This is a genomic window from Brevibacillus soli (assembly GCF_044759095.2).
Lineage (GTDB): Bacteria > Bacillota > Bacilli > Brevibacillales > Brevibacillaceae > JBIYSM02.
In genome coordinates, this window is record NZ_JBIYSM020000021.1 from 1 (window position 1) to 18,283 (window position 18,283).

15 protein-coding genes and 1 riboswitch are annotated in these 18,283 nt (G+C 51.8%); all 15 genes read right to left on the bottom strand.

The window, feature by feature from the left end; genetic code table 11:
* Positions 1–365: 365 nt before the first annotated feature.
* The 15 genes from ACE99V_RS10380 to rnjA all read right to left on the bottom strand — a co-directional run bounded on the left by ACE99V_RS10380 (position 366) and on the right by rnjA (position 18,201).
* Positions 366–914 (bottom strand): GerMN domain-containing protein, encoded by a 549-nt coding sequence (locus ACE99V_RS10380; protein WP_400491008.1) that lies wholly within the window; start codon positions 912–914, stop codon positions 366–368.
* Positions 915–935: 21 nt separating this feature from the next.
* The gene (locus ACE99V_RS10385) at positions 936–2,576 is read right to left on the bottom strand and encodes an N-acetylmuramoyl-L-alanine amidase family protein (RefSeq protein WP_400491009.1); all 1,641 of its coding nucleotides are present in this window, start codon (positions 2,574–2,576) and stop codon (positions 936–938) included.
* Positions 2,577–2,755: 179 nt separating this feature from the next.
* On the bottom strand, positions 2,756–3,172 hold the full coding sequence (locus ACE99V_RS10390) for a hypothetical protein (RefSeq protein ID WP_400491010.1): 417 nt from the start codon (positions 3,170–3,172) through the stop codon (positions 2,756–2,758).
* A gap of 70 nt (positions 3,173–3,242) precedes the next feature.
* Positions 3,243–3,500, bottom strand: a complete 258-nt coding sequence (locus ACE99V_RS10395) for a hypothetical protein (RefSeq protein WP_400491011.1) — start codon at positions 3,498–3,500, stop codon at positions 3,243–3,245.
* A 129-nt stretch (positions 3,501–3,629) separates the two neighbouring features.
* The gene (locus ACE99V_RS10400) at positions 3,630–5,273 is read right to left on the bottom strand and encodes a peptide ABC transporter substrate-binding protein (protein ID WP_400491012.1); all 1,644 of its coding nucleotides are present in this window, start codon (positions 5,271–5,273) and stop codon (positions 3,630–3,632) included.
* A 176-nt stretch (positions 5,274–5,449) separates the two neighbouring features.
* Positions 5,450–7,081: a peptide ABC transporter substrate-binding protein gene (locus tag ACE99V_RS10405; protein ID WP_400491013.1), complete on the bottom strand. Its 1,632-nt coding sequence runs from the start codon at positions 7,079–7,081 to the stop codon at positions 5,450–5,452.
* A gap of 218 nt (positions 7,082–7,299) precedes the next feature.
* Positions 7,300–8,928, bottom strand: a complete 1,629-nt coding sequence (locus tag ACE99V_RS10410) for a long-chain fatty acid--CoA ligase (protein ID WP_400491014.1) — start codon at positions 8,926–8,928, stop codon at positions 7,300–7,302.
* A 166-nt stretch (positions 8,929–9,094) separates the two neighbouring features.
* Positions 9,095–10,747 (bottom strand): peptide ABC transporter substrate-binding protein, encoded by a 1,653-nt coding sequence (locus ACE99V_RS10415; protein ID WP_400491015.1) that lies wholly within the window; start codon positions 10,745–10,747, stop codon positions 9,095–9,097.
* Positions 10,748–10,947: 200 nt separating this feature from the next.
* The gene (locus tag ACE99V_RS10420) at positions 10,948–11,799 is read right to left on the bottom strand and encodes a MetQ/NlpA family ABC transporter substrate-binding protein (protein ID WP_400491016.1); all 852 of its coding nucleotides are present in this window, start codon (positions 11,797–11,799) and stop codon (positions 10,948–10,950) included.
* Positions 11,800–11,847: 48 nt separating this feature from the next.
* Positions 11,848–12,513 carry a methionine ABC transporter permease gene (locus ACE99V_RS10425; protein WP_400491017.1) on the bottom strand — a complete coding sequence of 222 codons (666 nt, stop codon included), beginning with the start codon at positions 12,511–12,513 and terminating at the stop codon, positions 11,848–11,850.
* Positions 12,504–13,526, bottom strand: coding sequence for a methionine ABC transporter ATP-binding protein (locus tag ACE99V_RS10430; RefSeq protein WP_400491018.1), 1,023 nt, complete (start codon positions 13,524–13,526; stop codon positions 12,504–12,506). The genes ACE99V_RS10425 and ACE99V_RS10430 overlap by 10 nt, the downstream gene beginning before the upstream one ends.
* 122 nt (positions 13,527–13,648) lie before the next feature.
* Positions 13,649–13,765: riboswitch (SAM riboswitch) on the bottom strand.
* A gap of 206 nt (positions 13,766–13,971) precedes the next feature.
* The gene (locus ACE99V_RS10435) at positions 13,972–14,925 is read right to left on the bottom strand and encodes an LCP family protein (RefSeq protein ID WP_400491019.1); all 954 of its coding nucleotides are present in this window, start codon (positions 14,923–14,925) and stop codon (positions 13,972–13,974) included.
* Positions 14,926–15,080: 155 nt separating this feature from the next.
* Positions 15,081–15,956 (bottom strand): aldo/keto reductase, encoded by an 876-nt coding sequence (locus tag ACE99V_RS10440; protein ID WP_400491020.1) that lies wholly within the window; start codon positions 15,954–15,956, stop codon positions 15,081–15,083.
* Positions 15,957–16,026: 70 nt separating this feature from the next.
* Positions 16,027–16,458 (bottom strand): BrxA/BrxB family bacilliredoxin, encoded by a 432-nt coding sequence (locus ACE99V_RS10445; RefSeq protein ID WP_400491075.1) that lies wholly within the window; start codon positions 16,456–16,458, stop codon positions 16,027–16,029.
* Positions 16,459–16,551: 93 nt separating this feature from the next.
* Positions 16,552–18,201 (bottom strand): ribonuclease J1, encoded by a 1,650-nt coding sequence (gene rnjA, locus ACE99V_RS10450; protein ID WP_400491021.1) that lies wholly within the window; start codon positions 18,199–18,201, stop codon positions 16,552–16,554.
* Positions 18,202–18,283: the final 82 nt, after the last annotated feature.

The following is an 18,283-nucleotide window of genomic DNA, read 5'->3' on the forward strand; positions in this document are numbered from 1 at the left end:
GGATTGGTTCAGGGAGAAGGGTATCCCACAATGTGATTTGCTCGTTACGAAGTTTTAACATAATCGCTCACCTCAAATAGGATTTTCGAGGAGCACTGTTGAATTTCTTTATGAAGAAAGGAATTCAGTCCCTCTTTTTGGATGTATTGCCTCGTCAACAACTACTTCCATTTAGAGAGCTGAATTCCTTTTGTTTTTGACTTACCCCAGGAATTTTTCAGGGGAAACTAGCTAACGCTTCGCCGGGCGGGGCCCCGAACACTTTTCTAGCGGCTGTATGGGATGTCCAAATTTATAAATTCTTATACAGCAAAAAAGCGGCATGATCTGCGTAACAGGTCATGCCGCTTTTTGTTGTTGGGATCTTATCTGGTCAGCGGTTCACTGATGTCGACGTGCCCCATCAGGGAATCAATCGGCTGGCCGTCTTCCAGGATCACGATTTTCTGCACCTCGGGAAACTGGAACAGGGTTTGCCTCAGCGCCTCAATCGCCAGCGCTTCACCGCCACCTCCGAGGTTGTATTGATTGCTGCTGTCAGCGTCGATCGTCAGCTGACCGTCCTGAAAGGTGACGGAGTGATAGCGGAAGTTCTGCCAGAGCGGGTCGTGCCCGGCCTGTTTTGGTTTCTCCAGGAGAGCAATTGCCTCTTTGTACTTCTCGATTTCGTCCTTGTAGGCGATCTCTTGCTCTTCTTTCTTCAGATCCGCAATATTTTGGTCAGTGTAATAGACGGCAATCATCTGCTTCGTCAGCTCCGGCTCCGCTGCAGGCTGCGCAGGGGACGTCGGTGTCGGCGGAATCACCGCGGGTGCCGGCTGGGGCTGTTGTGTAGCAGGAGCCGCTCCTTCGCCGCAACCCGCCAAAAGCAACGTCAAGACGGCGGCCGTCCAAAAGGTGCTGCGTCGTTTCATGCGATCCCTCCACTTCTGGCATTAATGATAGGATTGGTAGTACTCACGGATTGCTGCCACCAGCGCTCGCGCGACTTTTTCCCGAAAGGCAGGGGAGGTAAGCTGCGCATTTTCGTACGCATTGGACATAAAGCCGGTTTCCGTCAAGACTGCCGGCATCTTCGTATGTTTGATGACGTAAAACTCAGCAGTTTGGACCTTGCGATCCGGAAACTGAGTGGCTGCCAGCAAATGACGGTGAACCACTTGGGCAAAAGCCTTGCTGTTGGCGTTGTAATAAAACGTCTCTGTCCCTCTTGACTGCGGTTTGAAGGAGTTCGCGTGAATGGAGATGAACAGGTCGGCGTCCAGCTCATTCGCCTTTTTCACTCGATCCTGAAGAGTGATGTAGACATCGGTTGTCCGCGTAGCCTCCACTTGAAACTCCGGGTATTGTTTCAACAACTCGATCACGCGCTTGGCTACCAACAGGTTGTAATCCTTTTCCAGATTGCCTGTTACGCCTTTGGCACCCTGATCTTTTCCGCCGTGTCCGGCATCCACAACAACGAGAAACCCGGTTTTTCGAGGAACAGGGTTTAGCTGTACCACAATGCCTTCATCGGTATACTTCAGATTATACTTGCTCTTCTGACTCAGCTCAATGACGACCCGAACGGTTTGCGGCGATGAGCTGTACTGGCTGAAACGGACACCTGTGATCAGCGGAGTGGTTTTTGCCTCCATCTCTTGCTGTTCGGTTTGCTCCTCTTCCGCAGGCTCCTCATCGTGGTTGTCTTCGCCGTCTTCATCTTCGGATGATACTGCGTCTGTTCCCTCGTTCTGTTCAGCCAGCAGCTCGTCCGACACAACTGTTTGCGGCAGATCGAGGACGATCCGGTGGGGTCCCTCGAGAGTGAATGACTCTACAGTTACCCGCAGGGACGTTTGAATGAGCAGATGGTCTTCTTCCTGCTCCACCCCCAAGAATTGGTTCAATCGTTCAATCTCCACGCGGTTGTCCTGTTTGTCCCAGGAAACGTCACCGCCAAGCTCCTCCTTCAGTTGGTCAATCGGTACGGTTTGCTGGGAATCGATCATCACGACATCTCTTGTTTTTTGAAGGGTGTGTCCTTTGATTCCAACCTGTTCTGCGATCAGCTGAATGGGCGCATACAGCTTGTCCGACAGCTTGTACATCTTGATCGACCGCCCCATATCGCGCCCATTAATATGTACGCTCACGGTTTCATTGGCAATGACGGTTCGGGTGGTACTGTCCCAGCCGACAGTAGATCCGAGTGCTTCCCCGACAAAACGCAGCGGCAGAAGCATCCGCTGGTTGCGGACGGTTGGAGGTGCGTCAAGCTTGACGGCCTTGCCGTTGAGAACAGCCGTTGCGGAATTGAGCGTGAGAACCAGCTTCTGTTGATTTCGCTCGATGGTTGCCGTTCTCGTCTCCTGATTCCAGTCAATTTCGGCTCCCAACCCCTCGGCAATCACCCTGATCGGCACCAGCGTGCGGTCGTTTTGAATAACGGGCGGTACATCAGGCTCAACGGTTTGTCCCTCGATCACCAGATTGACCGGTTCTTCTCCAGGGACGGATGCAGCCGCAACTGCCCAACTGGGGATGAGCAACAGGGCTAGCAGTGCAAACACAAGGAATAATCGATTCTTCATCCTGTCCTCCCTCGTCGAATTTTGTTGAAATACAGCAAACGTTGCGGTGAATGCCATATAATTAGACGCTGTTTGTCCGACAAAGTTTATAGTCTTTTCGAACCAAATTACGAAGCCTTTTTTCATGAAAAACAAAAAAGAGGCGTTTCCTGGTGACAGACGCCTCATCAAAGCTGCCCCTAATGAATGCCTCGCCTTCCTCCGCCGCTCACTTGTGTCAATTTGCCTGAGAGACCGCCGTTCGCCAGAAACTGCTGAATGATGGCAATCACGGCAGGATTGGCCAGAACCTTGATCGACTCAACCACCTTGGGGTTTTTCAGTTGGGGAATCACTCCCCCGAGCTGCGGCAGGAGCGGCAGGAGTTGGTCAAGCGGGAGGGTGAGCTTCGGCTTTTCCGGTTCCATCTGCACCGGGATGGTGCGACGCCGACCAAACAGCAGTCCGCCGCTCCGCCCTTCTCTCTTCGGCTTCACTCGAAGGAGGTGAAGCACTTCCTTCATTTCATGGAGCTCCTGACGCACGCTGCCCATCTCCCGCATGATCTGTTCATTGCTGCTGTTGTGCGCCTCAGAAAGCTGGTTCAGCCTCTCCATCAGCTTGGACTGGGTACCGGTGTTCTTCTGCTTTGCTCTCGGTTTCGCTGCGATAGTTCCACCTCCCCTGCTATTTCAAGCGCTTCCTGATGGAATTCAGGTCTTCCCTCTTGATACCCTTTCTCGCCAGCTTTCCCATCAGGCTGTTGGCGTTTTCCGTCTTGGACATCTGCCGAAACTTCGATACGTAGCTGTTCAGTTCCTGATCGGAAAAAGATTTCCCTGTCTTTTTACCCAATTCCCGTATGACTTCTTTCAAACCGGAGTCTGTTTTCAACTTCTCCTTTGGAATCGACTTGACGATTCCAATCAATCTTCCGATATCCATGGCTTCTCACCCCAATTTCAAGTTGTTCCATGTTACTCTATGTGGAACTCGCTTCAGTGGATTGGTCGAATGTCCATAAATCCGGAAAAAAAGAAGAGAGGCACCCGAAGGTACCTCTGCTGACTTCTCTTATTCAATAGTTGCCCATTTGTAGTCTACGAAGCCCAGGCCGTCTACGATAACGCCTTTGACGTTGTCTTTTTTCACCCAGGATTGCGTATAGTAGTAGATCGGCGCGATTGGCATTTCTTCCATCAGGATGGCCTCTGCCTGAGCCAGGATTTCCTTACGCTTTGCCGGATCTGTTTCCAAAGCAGACTGGTTCAGGAGTTCTTTGTACTTCGGATTTTCCCAACGAGTGTCGTTGTTTCCGCCGTCTTTCTCTTTAAACATTTCCAGGAAGTTGATCGGATCGTTGAAGTCACCCAACCAGCCGGCTCGAGCCACTTGGTATTTTCCTTGGTGAACGTCTTCCAGATACACTTTCCACTCGGTGTTGCTCAGCTTCACATCGACACCGAACGCTTTTTTCCATTGGTCCTGGATGGCTTCTGCAATCTTCTTGTGGCCTTCGGAAGTATTGTAAGAGAGGGTGATCGGCGGCAGCTTGGTGACGCCCAGCTCTTTCATACCTTCTTCCAGCAGCTTTTTGGCCGTTTCAACATCGTTGTCTTTAAAGTAAGGGTTGGACACTACTGCCATGGAAGGCGGTACAAAACCCATTGCAGGCTGCTGGTTCGCTTGCGTTACGTTGTCGATGATCGATTGACGATTGATCGCATAAGCGAACGCCTTGCGGATTTTTGCGTTGTTAAACGGCGCTTTCTCCGTGTTGAAGCGATAGAAGTAAGTACCCGCGATTGGCTGAATGGTCATCTTGCCGGAATCTTTCAAAGCACTCATCGCATCGGTTGGGAGAGAGCTGAGCGGATGACCTGCCCAGTCAATTTCACCATTTTCGAACATGGACAGCTCGGTGTTTTCATCTTCCACCATGGAGAACTCGATCTTGTCGAGTTTCACAGCGTCCTTATCCCAGTAGTTGTCGTTTTTCACCAGAATCAGCTTGCTCTTGTGTTCCCAAGCTTCGATCTTGAACGGTCCGTTACCCACGTGGGTTTTTGCTTCTGTTGCCCACTTCGGATCCACTTCGACAACTTTTTTGTTAACGGGATAATACGTATAGAAAGCAGTCAGCTCCAGGAAGAACGGAGTCGGGTTTTCCAGAGTGACTTGCAGCGTCTTGTCGTCGAGAGCTTTTACGCCCACGTCATCCATTTTGGCTTCGCCTTTGTTGAACTTCTCACCGTTCTTGATGTAAAAGAGCTGGTATGCGTAGTTGGAAGCGGTTTTTGGATCAAGGGCGCGCTTCCAGGCATATTCGAAGTCGTGAGCCGTTACCGGATCACCGTTGCTCCATTTTGCATCACGAATTTTGAATGTATAAGTTAGGCCATCCGGAGATACTTCCACTTTCTCAGCGGCAGATTCGTGCGGTTTGCCGTCTTCACCGGTACGGGTCAGACCGTCAAAGGTCGCACGAACAATGGCGCCGGAAGTGGAGTCTTCAGCCAGACCTGGGTCAGCTGTAGGAGGTTCGGAGTGCAGGTTCAGTTTCAGTACTTTCGGGCCAGTGTTTTCCGGAGCAGCAGCTTGTTGGTTGTTAGCTGCACCATTGTCAGCAGGTTTCGCCTCATTTGCGCCGCCGCAGCCAGCCAATGCAGCGCCGAGAACAAGAATGGAGCTCATCGCTACAAAAACATTCTTTTTCATATCACTTATCCCCCTTTTCTAAATCTTTTATCAATATACATCCTTTTATATATAATTTAAACAAGTTTAACGAGATTTAATAAATTTTTATTTATTTATAAAGTTTATAAAATCAAATAAAAAAATCTACAGTTGTCCTGTAAAAAAAAAGAAGGGCAATACGCCCTTCGTTGCTTTTACTCGATTGTTGCCCATTTCCAGTCGACAAAACCCAGACCGTCGATAATGACCCCTTTGACGTTGTCTTTCTTCACCCACGACAGCGTGTAGAAGTAGATCGGTGCAGCCGGCATTTCCTCCATGAAGAGTTTCTCGGCCTCTGCGAGAATCTGCTTGCGCTTTTCCGGATCGGTTTCGAGCGCGGATTTGTTCAAGAGCTCCTGATACTGCGGATTCTCCCAGTTGGTATCGTTGTTGCTGCCTTTTTTCTGCTTGAACAGATCGAGGAAGTTCACGGCGTCGTTAAAATCGCCCAACCAGCCGGAACGGCCGATCTGGAATTTGCCTTGGTGCAGGTCTTCCAGGTACACCTTCCATTCTTTGTTCTCCAGTTTCACGTCAATGCCAAACGCCTTTTTCCATTGGTCCTGGATGGCTTCCGCTATTTTCTTGTGGCCCTCGGAGGTGTTGTAGGAAAGCGTGATTGGCGGCAGCTTGGTGATACCCAGCTCCTTCATGCCTTCCTCCAGCAGCTTTTTCGCCGTTTCCACGTCATTGTCCTTGAAGTACGGTTCGGCAGAAACAGCCATGGACGGCGGTACGAGTCCCATCGCCGGCTGCTGGTTCGCCTGCGTTACGTTGTCAATGATGGATTGACGGTTGATCGCATAGGCGAACGCTTTTCGGATTTTCGCGTTGTTGAACGGTGTTTGCTCCGTGTTGAATTTGTACATGTACAGACCGGCAGTCGGCTGCGTAACCATTTGACCGGAGTCTTTCAGAGCCGGGATGGCATCGGTCGGCAGGGCGCTGAGCGGAGCGCCTGCCCAGTCCAGTTCGCCATTGTCAAACATGGATAGCTCGGTGTTCTCGTCTTCCACCATGGAGAATTCGATCTTGTCCAGCTTTACGGCGTCTTTGTCCCAGTAGTTATCGTTTTTCACGAGAACCAGCTTGTTTTTATGCTCCCAGCTTTCCATCTTGAACGGTCCGTTACCCACGTGGGTTTTCGCGTCGGTCGCCCAGTTTGGATTGGACTCCACCACTTTTTTGTTGACCGGATAGTAGGTGTAGAACGAGGTCAGCTCCAGGAAGTACGGCGTCGGATTTTCCAGGGTGACCTGCAGGGTTTTCTCATCCAGCGCCTTCACGCCGACATCTCCCGCCTTGGCTTGTCCTTTGTTAAACTTCTCCGCGTTTTTGATGTAGTACAGCTGATAGGAGTAGTTGGAACCGGTTTTCGGTTCAAGCACGCGCTTCCAGGCATATTCAAAATCCTGGGCGGTTACCGGATCGCCATTGCTCCACTTTGCATCGCGAAGCTTGAAAGTATAGGTCAGTTGGTCAGGGGAGACTTCAATCTTTTCCGCGATGGATTCATGCGGCTTTCCGTCTTCCTGCGTGCGCGTCAAACCGTCAAAGGTAGCGCGGATAATCGCGCCGGAGCTTGCGTCCTCGGCAATACCCGGGTCCGCTGTCGGCGGCTCGGAGTGCAGGTTTAGTTTCAGCACTTTCGGACCAGTGCTGTCGGAAGAGGTTTGCTGGCTATTTCCTGCAGCGCTGTCTGCCGGCTTGTCGCCTCCGCAACCAGCCAATGCTGCGCCAAGAACCAAAATCGAGCTCATGGCAACAAAGATGTTTTTTTTCATAGGTGGTACCCCCTTGTTTCCTAGCAAAATCCTTTTACCAATATACTGTTTTTTCAATATAGTTGAAACTATTTTCACCAATTTTAATTTTGTTTTATGTTAACTTAAGTTTGTTTACAAAAATAAAAAGCTTCCATTGGAAGCTTCGAAGATGGGCACGCATAGAAGGAAAAAACCAGCGGGTGGTCATTCTCCCGGCTGGTTCATATGTCGGCAGATTATTTTGTCTCCTTTTGCACCGTGAAATAATGCTGGAATTGATCCCGCAAGGCCCGTTTCAGGAATTTTCCGACTGAAGTTTTGGGAATCTCGTTCAGGAAGACGACATCATCCGGCAGCCACCATTTGGCGAACTGGGGAGTCAGGAAAGCGAGCAGCTCTTCTTTGGTAACCTTATCCTTATAGGCCTCTTTTAGCACCACGCAGGCGATCGGCCGCTCATCCCACTGCGGATGGGGAACCCCGATGCAGGAAGCTTCCAGCACTGCCTCGTGAGCCATGAGGGCGTTTTCAAGATCCACGGAAGAAATCCACTCGCCGCCGCTCTTGATCAAATCCTTTGTTCGGTCGACAAGCTTAATGGTTCCTTCCTCGTCAATCGTGGCGACATCGCCTGTATGCAGCCAGCCGTCTTTAAAAGCGTCTGCGGTACGTTCATCGCGGTAATATTCATCGGCAATCCACGGCCCGCGGACAAGCAGTTCTCCCATTTCCTGTCCGTTCCATTCCACTTCGCCATTGGGTCCGATTACTTTGACTTCCAGCCCGGGCACGACCATACCCTGCTTGGCGTACAGATCCATTTTTGCTTCAAAAGGCAGCTCCTGCTGATAGCTTTTCAATCGGGAAGCGGTGACGAGAGGACTGGTTTCGGTCATCCCATACGCATGCAGAACGGGGAGATTAAATTTTTCGGCAAATGCCTTGATCAGCCCTCTCGGCGCAGCGGAACCCCCACATACAATGGCTCGCACGCTGCTGGTGTTGTAGCGTCCCCTTTCAAGCTCCTGATACAGACCCAACCAGATGGTTGGAACGCCGGCTGAGATCGTTACTTTTTCGGACTCCATCATTTCGGCCAGGATCTGTGGCGTGAACCTCGGACCAGGCATCACCTGTGTTGTCCCAAACCACGTAGCGGCAAATGGAAGTCCCCAGGCATTCACATGAAACATGGGAACGACCGGCATACATACATCGGACTCGGAAAGACCAAGGGAATCTGCCAGTCCAATCCCCATGCAATGCAGAACGATGCCGCGATGCGTGTACACAACGCCTTTCGGATTCCCGGTTGTAGCTGACGTGTAGCACATGCCTGCCGGATCATTCTCCTGAATATCGGCGGGGTATTGATAGTTGGGATCGCCCTCTTGCAGAACTGCTTCATAGGAGTAAAGGGGTTCAAGATTGGAGGCGGGCAGTTCGTCGTGATCGGTCATGAGGACAAAAGCCTTCACCGTATGGAGATGATCCTTGATGCGCTCGACGAGTGGCAACAGGTCATCGTCAATCAGAAGCACCTGATCCTCTGCATGATTGATAATATACGCGATGTGTTCAGGGGAAAGACGGATGTTGATCGTGTGCAGCACGGCCCCCATCCCCGGAATGGCAAAATACGCTTCGAGATGTCGATGATGGTTCCATGCCAGCGTTCCTACACGATCGCCGCGTTTGACCCCCAGCTTTTCCAGGGCACTCGCCAATCGACGCGTACGTTTGCCAATCTCTCCATACGTAAAGCGATAAATCCCAGTCGCCGTACGGGAGATTACTTCTTTCTTGGAAAAGTATTTTTCCGCTCTCTCCATCAAAGGCGAAATGGTTAGCTGCGTATTCATCATACGACAAAACCCCCTCCTGAATGAATATTCACTCAAAATTTTCTGAATGTATATGATATTTATACTTCATTAGTATATAAAAATCCTCCCGTGGTTGATTGATGTTGTGCGTGCATTGACACCAAAAAAAGAGGAGCCTCTGCCCCTCTTTCTCTTTTTCCTTGCCTTATTCCACTTTCTCCGCCCACTTGAAGTCGATAAAGCCGAGACCGTCCACTTGAACGCCTTTTACCTTGTCGTTTTGGGCCCATACATCCACATCGTTGAAGATCGGGATGACCGGCATCTCATCCATGAAGATCTGTTCCGCTTCAGCGAACAGCGCCTTGCGTTTTTCCGGATCCGTTTCTTTTGCAGATTGGATGATCAGCTCTTTATAACGAGCGTTTTCCCAATTGGTATCGTTGTTGCCGCCCTTTTTGTCTCTGAACATTTCCATGTAGTTGATCGGGTCGTTGAAATCGGCGTTCCAGCCCAGGCGACCGATTTGGAAGTTTCCTGTGTGCAGGTCCTCAAGGTGAACCTTAAACTCCTTGTTTGCCAGTTTCACCTCTACACCGAGCGCTTTCTTCCACTGGTCCTGTATGGCTTCTGCAATTTTTTTGTGGCGTTCAACCGTGTTGTAGGAAATGGTGATCGGAGGCAGTTCCTTCAGCCCAGCCTCTTTCATGCCCTCTTCGAGCAGTTTTTTGGCTGTCTCCACATCGTTGTCCTTGAAGTAACCGTCCGGCTTGACGGCCATGGTTTGCGGCAGCATTCCCATCGCCGGCACTTGACCCGCCTGTGTAATGTTGTCGACGATCAGTTGACGGTTGACTGCGTAAGCGAACGCTTTACGGATTTTTGCGTTGTTGAACGGCGCTTTCTCGGTGTTGAATTTGAACCAGTACATGGTCGCCTTCGGATGGATCACCAGTTTGCCGGCATCTTTCAGTGCAGGAATCGCATCGACCGGCAGCCCGCCAAGCGGTTGCCCCGCCCAGTCCAGCTCACCGTTATCGAACATCGACAACTCTGTATTCTCGTCCTCGATCATGGAAATTTCAATCTTGTCGAGTTTTACCGCGTCTTTATCCCAGTAGTTTTCGTTTTTCTCGAGAACGACTTTGCTCTTGTGCTCCCAAGCGGTCATCTTGAACGGACCGTTCCCTACGTGGGTAGCTGCTTCCATCGCCCAATTCGGATTTGCCTCTACCACCTTCTTGTTGACCGGATAGTAGGTGTAGAAGGAAGTCAGCTCGAGGAAGAACGGCGTCGGATTTTCCAGCTTCACTTCCAGCGTTTTGTCGTCCAGCGCTTTGACGCCTACTTCGTCTGCCTTTGCTTTTCCTTCGTTGAACTTTTGACCGTTTTTCACGTAGTACAGCTGATATGCGTAGTTGGATGCTGTTTTCGGGTCGAGCGCGCGTTTCCAGGCAAATTCAAAATCGTGTGCGGTCACCGGATCCCCATTGGACCATTTGGAATCACGAATCGTGAAGGTATACGTAAGACCATCCTCCGAAACCTTTACATTGGCAGCTACCGAGTTCATCGGCTTCGCGTCTTTGTCCAAGCGAGTGAGACCATCAAACGTCGCTCGGGTGAGCGCACCGGAGATGTTGTCCTCGGCAAGTCCCGGATCTGCGGTAGACGGTTCGCTGTGGATGTTGATGCGCAGAACCTGTGGAACCTTGTTTTCCGTCGAAGCTGCCGGTGTATGGGCAGCAGCCTGTTCTGTCTGGTTGGCGGCAGGCTTCGCGTCGTTTCCCCCACAGCCGGCCAGTGCCGCACTCAGGGCGAGAACGGAGCTCGCCAGCACAAACACGTTCTTTTTCATTTGAAAGTTCCCCCTATTTCTATTTTTGAAAAACCTTACCAAAAATATACTTGGTTGCCAGGGGGATGAAAATAGGGTTTGTTTAGATTTAATTAAATTTTATGAATATTTTATCATTTGATTAAAAACAATAAACTTTATGGAAAAGTATAAAAACCCAACCAGCTTGTCCAACCGGTTGGGTTTTCCATCCTCAATTCTTATTCAAATGCCGGCACGACCGCGCCTTGGTACTTCTCTTCAATGAACTTTTTCACTTCCGGTGTGTTCAGCGCTTTTGCCAGCTTCTGAACCGCTTCGGAATCCTTGTTGTCAGGACGTGCTACCAGGTAGTTTGCATACGGAGAATCCTTGTCTTCAATGAAGATCGCGTCTTTGGTCGGTACCAGTTTCGCTTCCAGTGCGTAGTTGGTGTTGATCAGGGCGAGATCTACTTCTTCCAGTACGCGTGGCAGCATGGCAGCTTCTACTTCTTTAAACTTCACGTTTTTCTTGTTTTCCACAATGTCTTTCACCGTTCCGTTGATGCCTGCGCCTTCTTTCAGCTTGATTACGCCGTTTTTCTCCAGCAGGGCAAGAGCTCGTCCGAGGTTGGTCGGATCGTTTGGAACCGCGATGGTTGCGCCTTCTGCCAGTTCGTCAACGCTTTTGATTTTTTTGGAGTACGCGCCAAACGGCTCGATGTGCACAGGAACTACTTCAACCAGATCCATGTTTTGATCCTTGTTGAACTGCTTCAGGTACGGAATGTGCTGGAAGAAGTTAACGTCCATCTGCTTTTCAAATACTTGTACGTTCGGCTGTACGTAATCGGAAAATTCCTTGATTTCCAGATTCACGCCCTGCTCCTTCAGTTTCGGTTGAATGAACTTCAGGATTTCCGCGTGCGGAACCGGCATGGTAGCTACTTTCAGGGTTACCTCCTGCTGTGCGCCGCCTTGCGCACCGCCTTCGCCGCCTGCGGACGGAGCCGGAGCGGTTTCGCTTTTGCCGCAAGCTGCCAGCGAGAATGCCAATACTGCAGAGAGTACAGATACGATAACCTTTTTCATAAGAAGGTTCTCCTTTCGGTGGTTAGAGTTTTATATATGGGCAAGATCTTACTTTCGGCTGAATCGGAGTACCAACCGGTCTCCGAGCGTCTGCAAGATCTGAACCAGCACAAGCAGAATAATGACGGTGACAATCATGACGTCTGTCTGGAAACGCTGGTAACCGTAGCGAATCGCCAGGTCACCCAGCCCGCCGCCGCCGATCACACCCGACATGGCCGTATAGGATACAAGCGCCACGGTCGTAATCGTGATGCCGGCGATCAGCCCTGGACGGGATTCTGGCAGGAGCACTCTCCAGATAATCTGCCAGTTGGATGCCCCCATGGACTGCGCTGCTTCAATCACGCCGCGATCCACTTCACGCAGGGAGGTCTCCACCAGGCGGGCAAAAAACGGGGCCGCGCCGATCACGAGCGGCGGAATCGCTCCTCTGACGCCAAGCGACGTGCCGACAAGCTCCTTGGTGACCGGAATCAGGATGATCATCAGGATAATGAACGGCACCGAACGCAGGACGTTTACAAGAAACGAGGTAACGGAATAAAAGACCCGATTCTCCAACAGCTGTCCTCTGGAGGTAAGAAACAGCAGAATGCCCAGCGGCAGCCCGATCAAAACGGTAAAGAGCGTGGAAAATCCAAGCATGGTCAACGTATCGACCGTCGCCAGACCAATCTCTTCCCAATCGACATTCTCCCATGTCAGTTCCATTCAATCACCTCCACTTCAAGCCCGCGTCGGCGCAGCACGTCAATCGTCTGCCTGCTGCGGTCGTCTTCGCCTTCCAGCTCTACCACCAGCTGGCCGTATGGCGTATCTTTCATGCGGGAGATTGTTCCCTGCAGGATGTTAAACGAAGTACCTGTCTCCTGCATGGTCCGAAACAGGATTGGCTGGTAGGTTTGCTCACCAAGGAAGGTGATGCGGATAATGGTCCGGTCACCGGCTGCCTTTTCATGGGCAACCGCTTCCCGCAGCTCTACTGAGTCGGCCACCTGCTCGACGAACTCGCGGGTCGTCGGATGCTGCGGTTTGAGGAATACGTCAATCACTCTGCCGGACTCCACAATCTTCCCGCCGTCGATGACAGCGACCCGATCACAAATGGAGCGGATGACATGCATCTCGTGTGTAATCAGCACAACGGTAATCCCCAGTTTCCGGTTGATGTCGCGCAACAGCGCAAGGATCGAATTGGTGGTCTGCGGGTCAAGCGCGGACGTGGCTTCGTCGCACAGCAGCACCTTTGGATCACTCGCCAGCGCCCTGGCAATCCCGACGCGTTGTTTTTGCCCGCCGGACAATTGTGCCGGGTACTTGTTGCCGTGATCCTGCAATCCGACCAAAGCGAGCAGCTCTGCCACTTTCCGGTCAATCTCCGCCTTTGGCTTCTTCGCCAGCTTGAGCGGGAACGCCACGTTGTCTGCCACGGTTGCCGAAGACAGCAGATTAAAATGCTGAAAAATCATTCCGATCTGCCGGCGCTGCTCCTGCAGCTTCCGGTCGTCCAGTTTCGTCAGGTCAATCCCGTCCACGACAACCTTCCCCGACGTAGGCCGTTCCAGTAGATTGATGCAGCGGATCAGCGTGCTTTTTCCTGCACCGGAATGGCCGATAATCCCGAAAATTTCGCCCTTCTCTATGGTGAAGTCGATTCCGCGCAGGGCAGGAACCGTTTTTCCGTTTACAATATAGTCCTTGTGAAGATTTTGCAGTTGAATCATCCCGGCTCACCTCCCAATTTACCCACTCGGCGGTAGCTTACGCTGTGCCGAGCGGGGCCCCGTTGTAAAGCAAAACCCCTTTTTCACAAAATGAAAAAGGGGTTGTATGTTTACATCCACCCTTCTCATCTTTCAAGATTACAAGCAATCTTGTAGGAATTGGCACCGCACACTCACCGCGTTGGTGAGCGGGTTGCCGGGCATCATTGGGCCTGTCCCTCCGCCTCTCTGGATAAGAAGAATTGCCTATTCTATTATGTTTCAATTAACGTGTGATAAACACAAATCGCATTATAGGCTACCAAAAGATCAAAAGTCAATGGAAAAACTATCGAAATTACGTTCCAGCAAATTCCGAGTAATTTGCTCTGCTTATCAAAAAACTAGTATAACAATAGTAAATTTCGTTCTGTCTGTCAATACACCGGCTGCATAAAAAGTTTTTTCAAAAACTTTTGGTTTCGGTCGGAACCGGCTTTACCTTTTCCTGAATAAACTGCTGTACCCGCTCGACGTCCGGAATCAGGACAGAGCCGCCGCGCTGCGATTCGTGAAACGCCCCCATTGGTGGAAGCTGATATTGCCCAGCCTTCTCTGTATCCAGCCTGAGGCCGAGCGCGGCCAACTTCAGCATGTCAAGCGAGCTGAGGTTGGTCTGTACGTACGGTGTGACGCTTTTCAGGATATTCGGGAGTTGGATCAACGTCGTCCCGCTCTTCATCTGCGCCGCCAGCGCTTTCAGAAGCTTGCGCTGCCGCTCCGTTCGGGTGTAGTCAGACAACGCGTCATGGCGGAAGCGAACGTATTGGAGAGCCTTGCTGCCGTCCAGTCGCTGCCATCCTTTTTTCAGGTCGATATCGTATACGCCATTGTCGGAAGGGTCGCGATACCGCATGTTTTTCTCCACTTCCAGCTCCACGCCCCCCACCGCGTCAATCAGGCCTTTAAAGCCTTCAAAGTCGGTGATCATGTAATGCTCAACCGGAAGACCGGTAAACTGGCTGACCGTCTCCATGGCCAGCTCCGGCCCGCCGTCCGCCAATGCCGTATTGATCCGGGACCGACCGTTGCCTGGAATTTTCACATAAGTGTCGCGCAGTATGGAAAACAGGTCGAACCGCTTTTGAACAGGGTCGATGCTGACAAGCATCATCGAATCGGAACGGGGAACCTCGTTGGGCCGCATCCCTCGCCGATCCACCCCCATCAGCAGGATGTTTACCCGCTCCGTTCCGCTCCAGACGGGAATATCTGCCGGTTTTTTCCTATCGCCCGTTGCACCGGCAATCTTCGGCTGTTGAATGCCGCTGAAAAACTGGTAAAACGCATATCCGTAATACCCTCCTGCCACTGCGACCACCACCAGCAGCATCAGGAGGACTCTTTTCCATTTCCGCATCAAGAGAAACGCCACCTTTACTCCTTGCAACTAAATCTTCGCTCGCCTACCTCATATAGTATACTCGATTCGCTGCGAAGCGTGGCAGCCTTTATTTACCTAGGCGGCCAGGGGCATGCAAGAGAGTTTCCGTTCTCTTCGGGGCGAGTCATTCCTTAGGAAAAAGAAAGCTGCGGCAGTTGGTACCACTCGCCGGACATCCATTCTCCGGCCTTCCAGCGGAGCACATCGGCTCGCACAAGCGGCATGATCTCCTGGAAGAAGGCGACGCGCTCAATATCGGTCATCGGCGTAAACCGCTTGGCCGCCTCCACATCCGCCAAAAGTTCGCTCATTTTGCTGATGCCGAGAATGGCCGTGGAGACCGGCAAGCTCCAGGTGTAGCGAAGCGCCTGCTCCGTCCACGGTGCCAGCTTGCCAAGCGCCATCACTTTCATGCCGATCACGGCTACGCCCTTTTCCACGGCAACCGGGATGAAGTCGTGGGCAAAGCTGTAAATGAAGTGATCGAGAGCGGAGAGCGCCACCAATGCGCTGTCAAACGGGAACCGGCGAATCGCCTCCGCCAGCAGGCGAGGGTCAGTGTGGCCGCTGATGCTCAGCTTTCTTACCAACCCCTGTTCCTTTGCCTCGATCAGCGCTTCCAGAGCTCCTCCCTTGGCAAAGATGGCTTCGAAATCATGCGGCTTCATGACGTTGTGAACACGCCATTCATCGACGTAGTCGGTCTGCAGCCGCTTCAAGCTGGCCTCCAGATCCCTCCAGGCCAAATCGCGAGTGCGCCCCCCTGTTTTGGTGGCAATCCACACGCGATCGCGCAGACCCTGCAGGCCCAGTCCGACACGGGTCTCCGATTGCCCTTCACTATAGCTTGGCGCCGTGTCAAAGTAGTTGACCCCCAGTTCAACCGCCCGTCTGATGATCGCAACGGCCTGTTCCTCTGTGCAGCCGTGTTCATCCACAATGCGCTGGGCGCCAAAACCGAGCAGGGACACCTGATGGGGATCTCGTCCAAATGAACGGGTTTGCATGTTGCGTCATTCCTTTCTTCAGAAAACAAGACGCCCACCATGGAGCGTCTCCTCATCCTTAGCTTTAACCTTATTCGCAGTATTTATCGTACGCGTCTGTGAGCAGCTTGGAAATGGTTTGCAAATCGTTGTTTTCAATCTGGTGGCGTTCGATCATGGTCATGATTTTGCCGTCCTTCATGATGGCGAACGAAGGGGAGGACGGCGCGTAGCCTTCAAAGTACTCGCGTGCCTTTGCCGTCGCTTCCTTGTCTTGTCCGGCAAAAACCGTATACAGGTGGTCAGGCTTTTTCGGGTGATTCAACGAATGGGCGACAGCCGGACGGGCCAGACCAGCGGCACAGCCGCACACGGAGTTGACGACAACCAGTGCCGTTCCTTTCAGGTTTGGCAGGGTCTGCTCGACTTCTTCCGCCGTGCGCAGTTCCTTAAATCCGATGCGGGTCAGTTCGTCGCGCATCGGTTGAATGACTTGGTTCATATATGCCTCGTAGGACATCATGGGCACTCTCTCCTTTTTCCATATGCTCATCCTATTATACCCCTTCTGGGAGGAAAGGAGAATCGTTGGAGTGCAGTTTGGTATCGGAATCCGCTAGACTTCCATTAAAATCGTCAAAATCATCGGGTTGCGACCCGTTTTTTCATAGATAAACGGCTTGATGACTTCGTTAATCTGCGATTTCAGCTCGGTCCACTCCTTGATTTTCTTGTCCAGCGCCTCCTGCAGCTTCTGTTTGACGATTACGGTGGCTTCCTGGATGAGGGACTCTGAACCGCGTACGTAGACAAAGCCGCGGCTGACGATGTCCGGACCGGTCAAAATCTTGAAGTTCTTCATGTCCACGCTGACTACGACCACCATCAGCCCGTCTTCGGCCAAATGCTTGCGGTCGCGCAGTACGATATTGCCGACGTCACCTACACCGCTGCCGTCAATCAGCACAATGCCGGCAGGCACTTTGCTCAAGGTCGCTTTTTCCCGCGTACAATTCAGCACGTCGCCATTGTCCATGACGAAAATGTTTTTCTCCTCGATCCCCACTTGTTGGGCGAGCTTCGAATGTGTTTTCAGCATCCGGTATTCGCCGTGGATCGGGATGAAATAACGCGGACGGATGAAGTTGAGCATCAGCTTCAATTCTTCCGCGCTGCCGTGTCCGGAGGCGTGAATGTCAAAGACGGAGCTTAGCACGACATTGGCTCCTGCGCGGTACAGCTTGTCAATCGTCCGGCTGACGTTGACGGTGTTGCCGGGGATCGGCGAAGCGGAAATGATCACCGTGTCGTCCGGGTAGATCTGCACCGTGCGATGGGAACCGGATGCGATTCGGGTAAGGGCGGCCATCGGCTCTCCCTGGCTGCCCGTACAGATGATCAGGACCTGATTGTCTGCGTAGTTGTCGATGGTTTTCACGTCAATCAGCATTCCTTCGGGCATCTGGATGTACCCCAGCTCCTGACCGATCTGAAACACCTTTTCCATGCTTCGTCCGATCACGGCCACCTTGCGATTGCACTCCTGAGCGGCATCGATCACCTGCTGCAGGCGATGGACATTGGATGCGAACGTCGCCAGGATAATGCGGCCTTTCGCTTTCATCACCACATCTGCAATGCCTTCGCCTACAGTTCGTTCCGACATGGTAAAACCGTAACGCTCACTGTTGGTACTGTCGGACAGGAGCGCCAGCACGTCGCCGTTTCCGATACGGGCGATTTTGCCGTATTCGGTCTGCTGGCCGACCGGCGTCATGTCAAACTTGAAGTCGCCGGTATGGACAACAGCGCCCTCCGGGGTTTGAATGACAATGCCGAAGGAGTCCGGAATGCTGTGATTGGTGCGGAAAAAGCTTGCCTTCATATGTTGGAAGGGAATCTCCGTATCTTCCGAAATCGGAATCAGCTTGACATCGTTCTGCATCCGATGTTCTTCCAGCTTTGCCTTGACCAGCCCAAGGGTAAGCCGGCCGCCGTAGATCGGCGTCTTGATCTGCTTCAGCACGTACGGAATGGCCCCGATGTGATCCTCGTGTCCGTGTGTCAAAAGCATCGCCTTGATTTTGTGCTGGTTGTCGATCAGGTACGAAACGTCGGGGATCACCAAATCAATGCCGAACATCTCATTTTCGGGAAATTTCACGCCGCAGTCGATGATAATAATCTCGTCCTCGTATTCGATGCAGTACATGTTTTTCCCAATTTCACCAAGGCCGCCCATTGCAAAAATCTTTACGTCACTCAATCCAATTCCTCCTAGATAGCTTTGACTGTAAACGCAACTGTTCTCAAATGATAGCCATATGGAATAAATCTACCCGAACAAT

Excerpts from the sequence above, each read along its gene's own strand:
- ACE99V_RS10440 (WP_400491020.1), bottom strand. The coding sequence starts at position 15,956 with ATGCAAACCCGTTCATTTGGACGAGATCCCCATCAGGTGTCCCTGCTC.
- ACE99V_RS10405 (WP_400491013.1), bottom strand. The coding sequence starts at position 7,081 with ATGAAAAAAAACATCTTTGTTGCCATGAGCTCGATTTTGGTTCTTGGC.
- ACE99V_RS10445 (WP_400491075.1), bottom strand. The coding sequence starts at position 16,458 with ATGATGTCCTACGAGGCATATATGAACCAAGTCATTCAACCGATGCGC.
- ACE99V_RS10435 (WP_400491019.1), bottom strand. The coding sequence starts at position 14,925 with ATGCGGAAATGGAAAAGAGTCCTCCTGATGCTGCTGGTGGTGGTCGCA.
- ACE99V_RS10380 (WP_400491008.1), bottom strand. The coding sequence starts at position 914 with ATGAAACGACGCAGCACCTTTTGGACGGCCGCCGTCTTGACGTTGCTT.
- ACE99V_RS10385 (WP_400491009.1), bottom strand. The coding sequence starts at position 2,576 with ATGAAGAATCGATTATTCCTTGTGTTTGCACTGCTAGCCCTGTTGCTC.
- ACE99V_RS10400 (WP_400491012.1), bottom strand. The coding sequence starts at position 5,273 with ATGAAAAAGAATGTTTTTGTAGCGATGAGCTCCATTCTTGTTCTCGGC.
- ACE99V_RS10395 (WP_400491011.1), bottom strand. The coding sequence starts at position 3,500 with ATGGATATCGGAAGATTGATTGGAATCGTCAAGTCGATTCCAAAGGAG.
- ACE99V_RS10425 (WP_400491017.1), bottom strand. The coding sequence starts at position 12,513 with ATGGAACTGACATGGGAGAATGTCGATTGGGAAGAGATTGGTCTGGCG.
- ACE99V_RS10410 (WP_400491014.1), bottom strand. The coding sequence starts at position 8,928 with ATGATGAATACGCAGCTAACCATTTCGCCTTTGATGGAGAGAGCGGAA.
- ACE99V_RS10415 (WP_400491015.1), bottom strand. The coding sequence starts at position 10,747 with ATGAAAAAGAACGTGTTTGTGCTGGCGAGCTCCGTTCTCGCCCTGAGT.
- ACE99V_RS10420 (WP_400491016.1), bottom strand. The coding sequence starts at position 11,799 with ATGAAAAAGGTTATCGTATCTGTACTCTCTGCAGTATTGGCATTCTCG.
- ACE99V_RS10430 (WP_400491018.1), bottom strand. The coding sequence starts at position 13,526 with ATGATTCAACTGCAAAATCTTCACAAGGACTATATTGTAAACGGAAAA.
- ACE99V_RS10390 (WP_400491010.1), bottom strand. The coding sequence starts at position 3,172 with ATGGAGAGGCTGAACCAGCTTTCTGAGGCGCACAACAGCAGCAATGAA.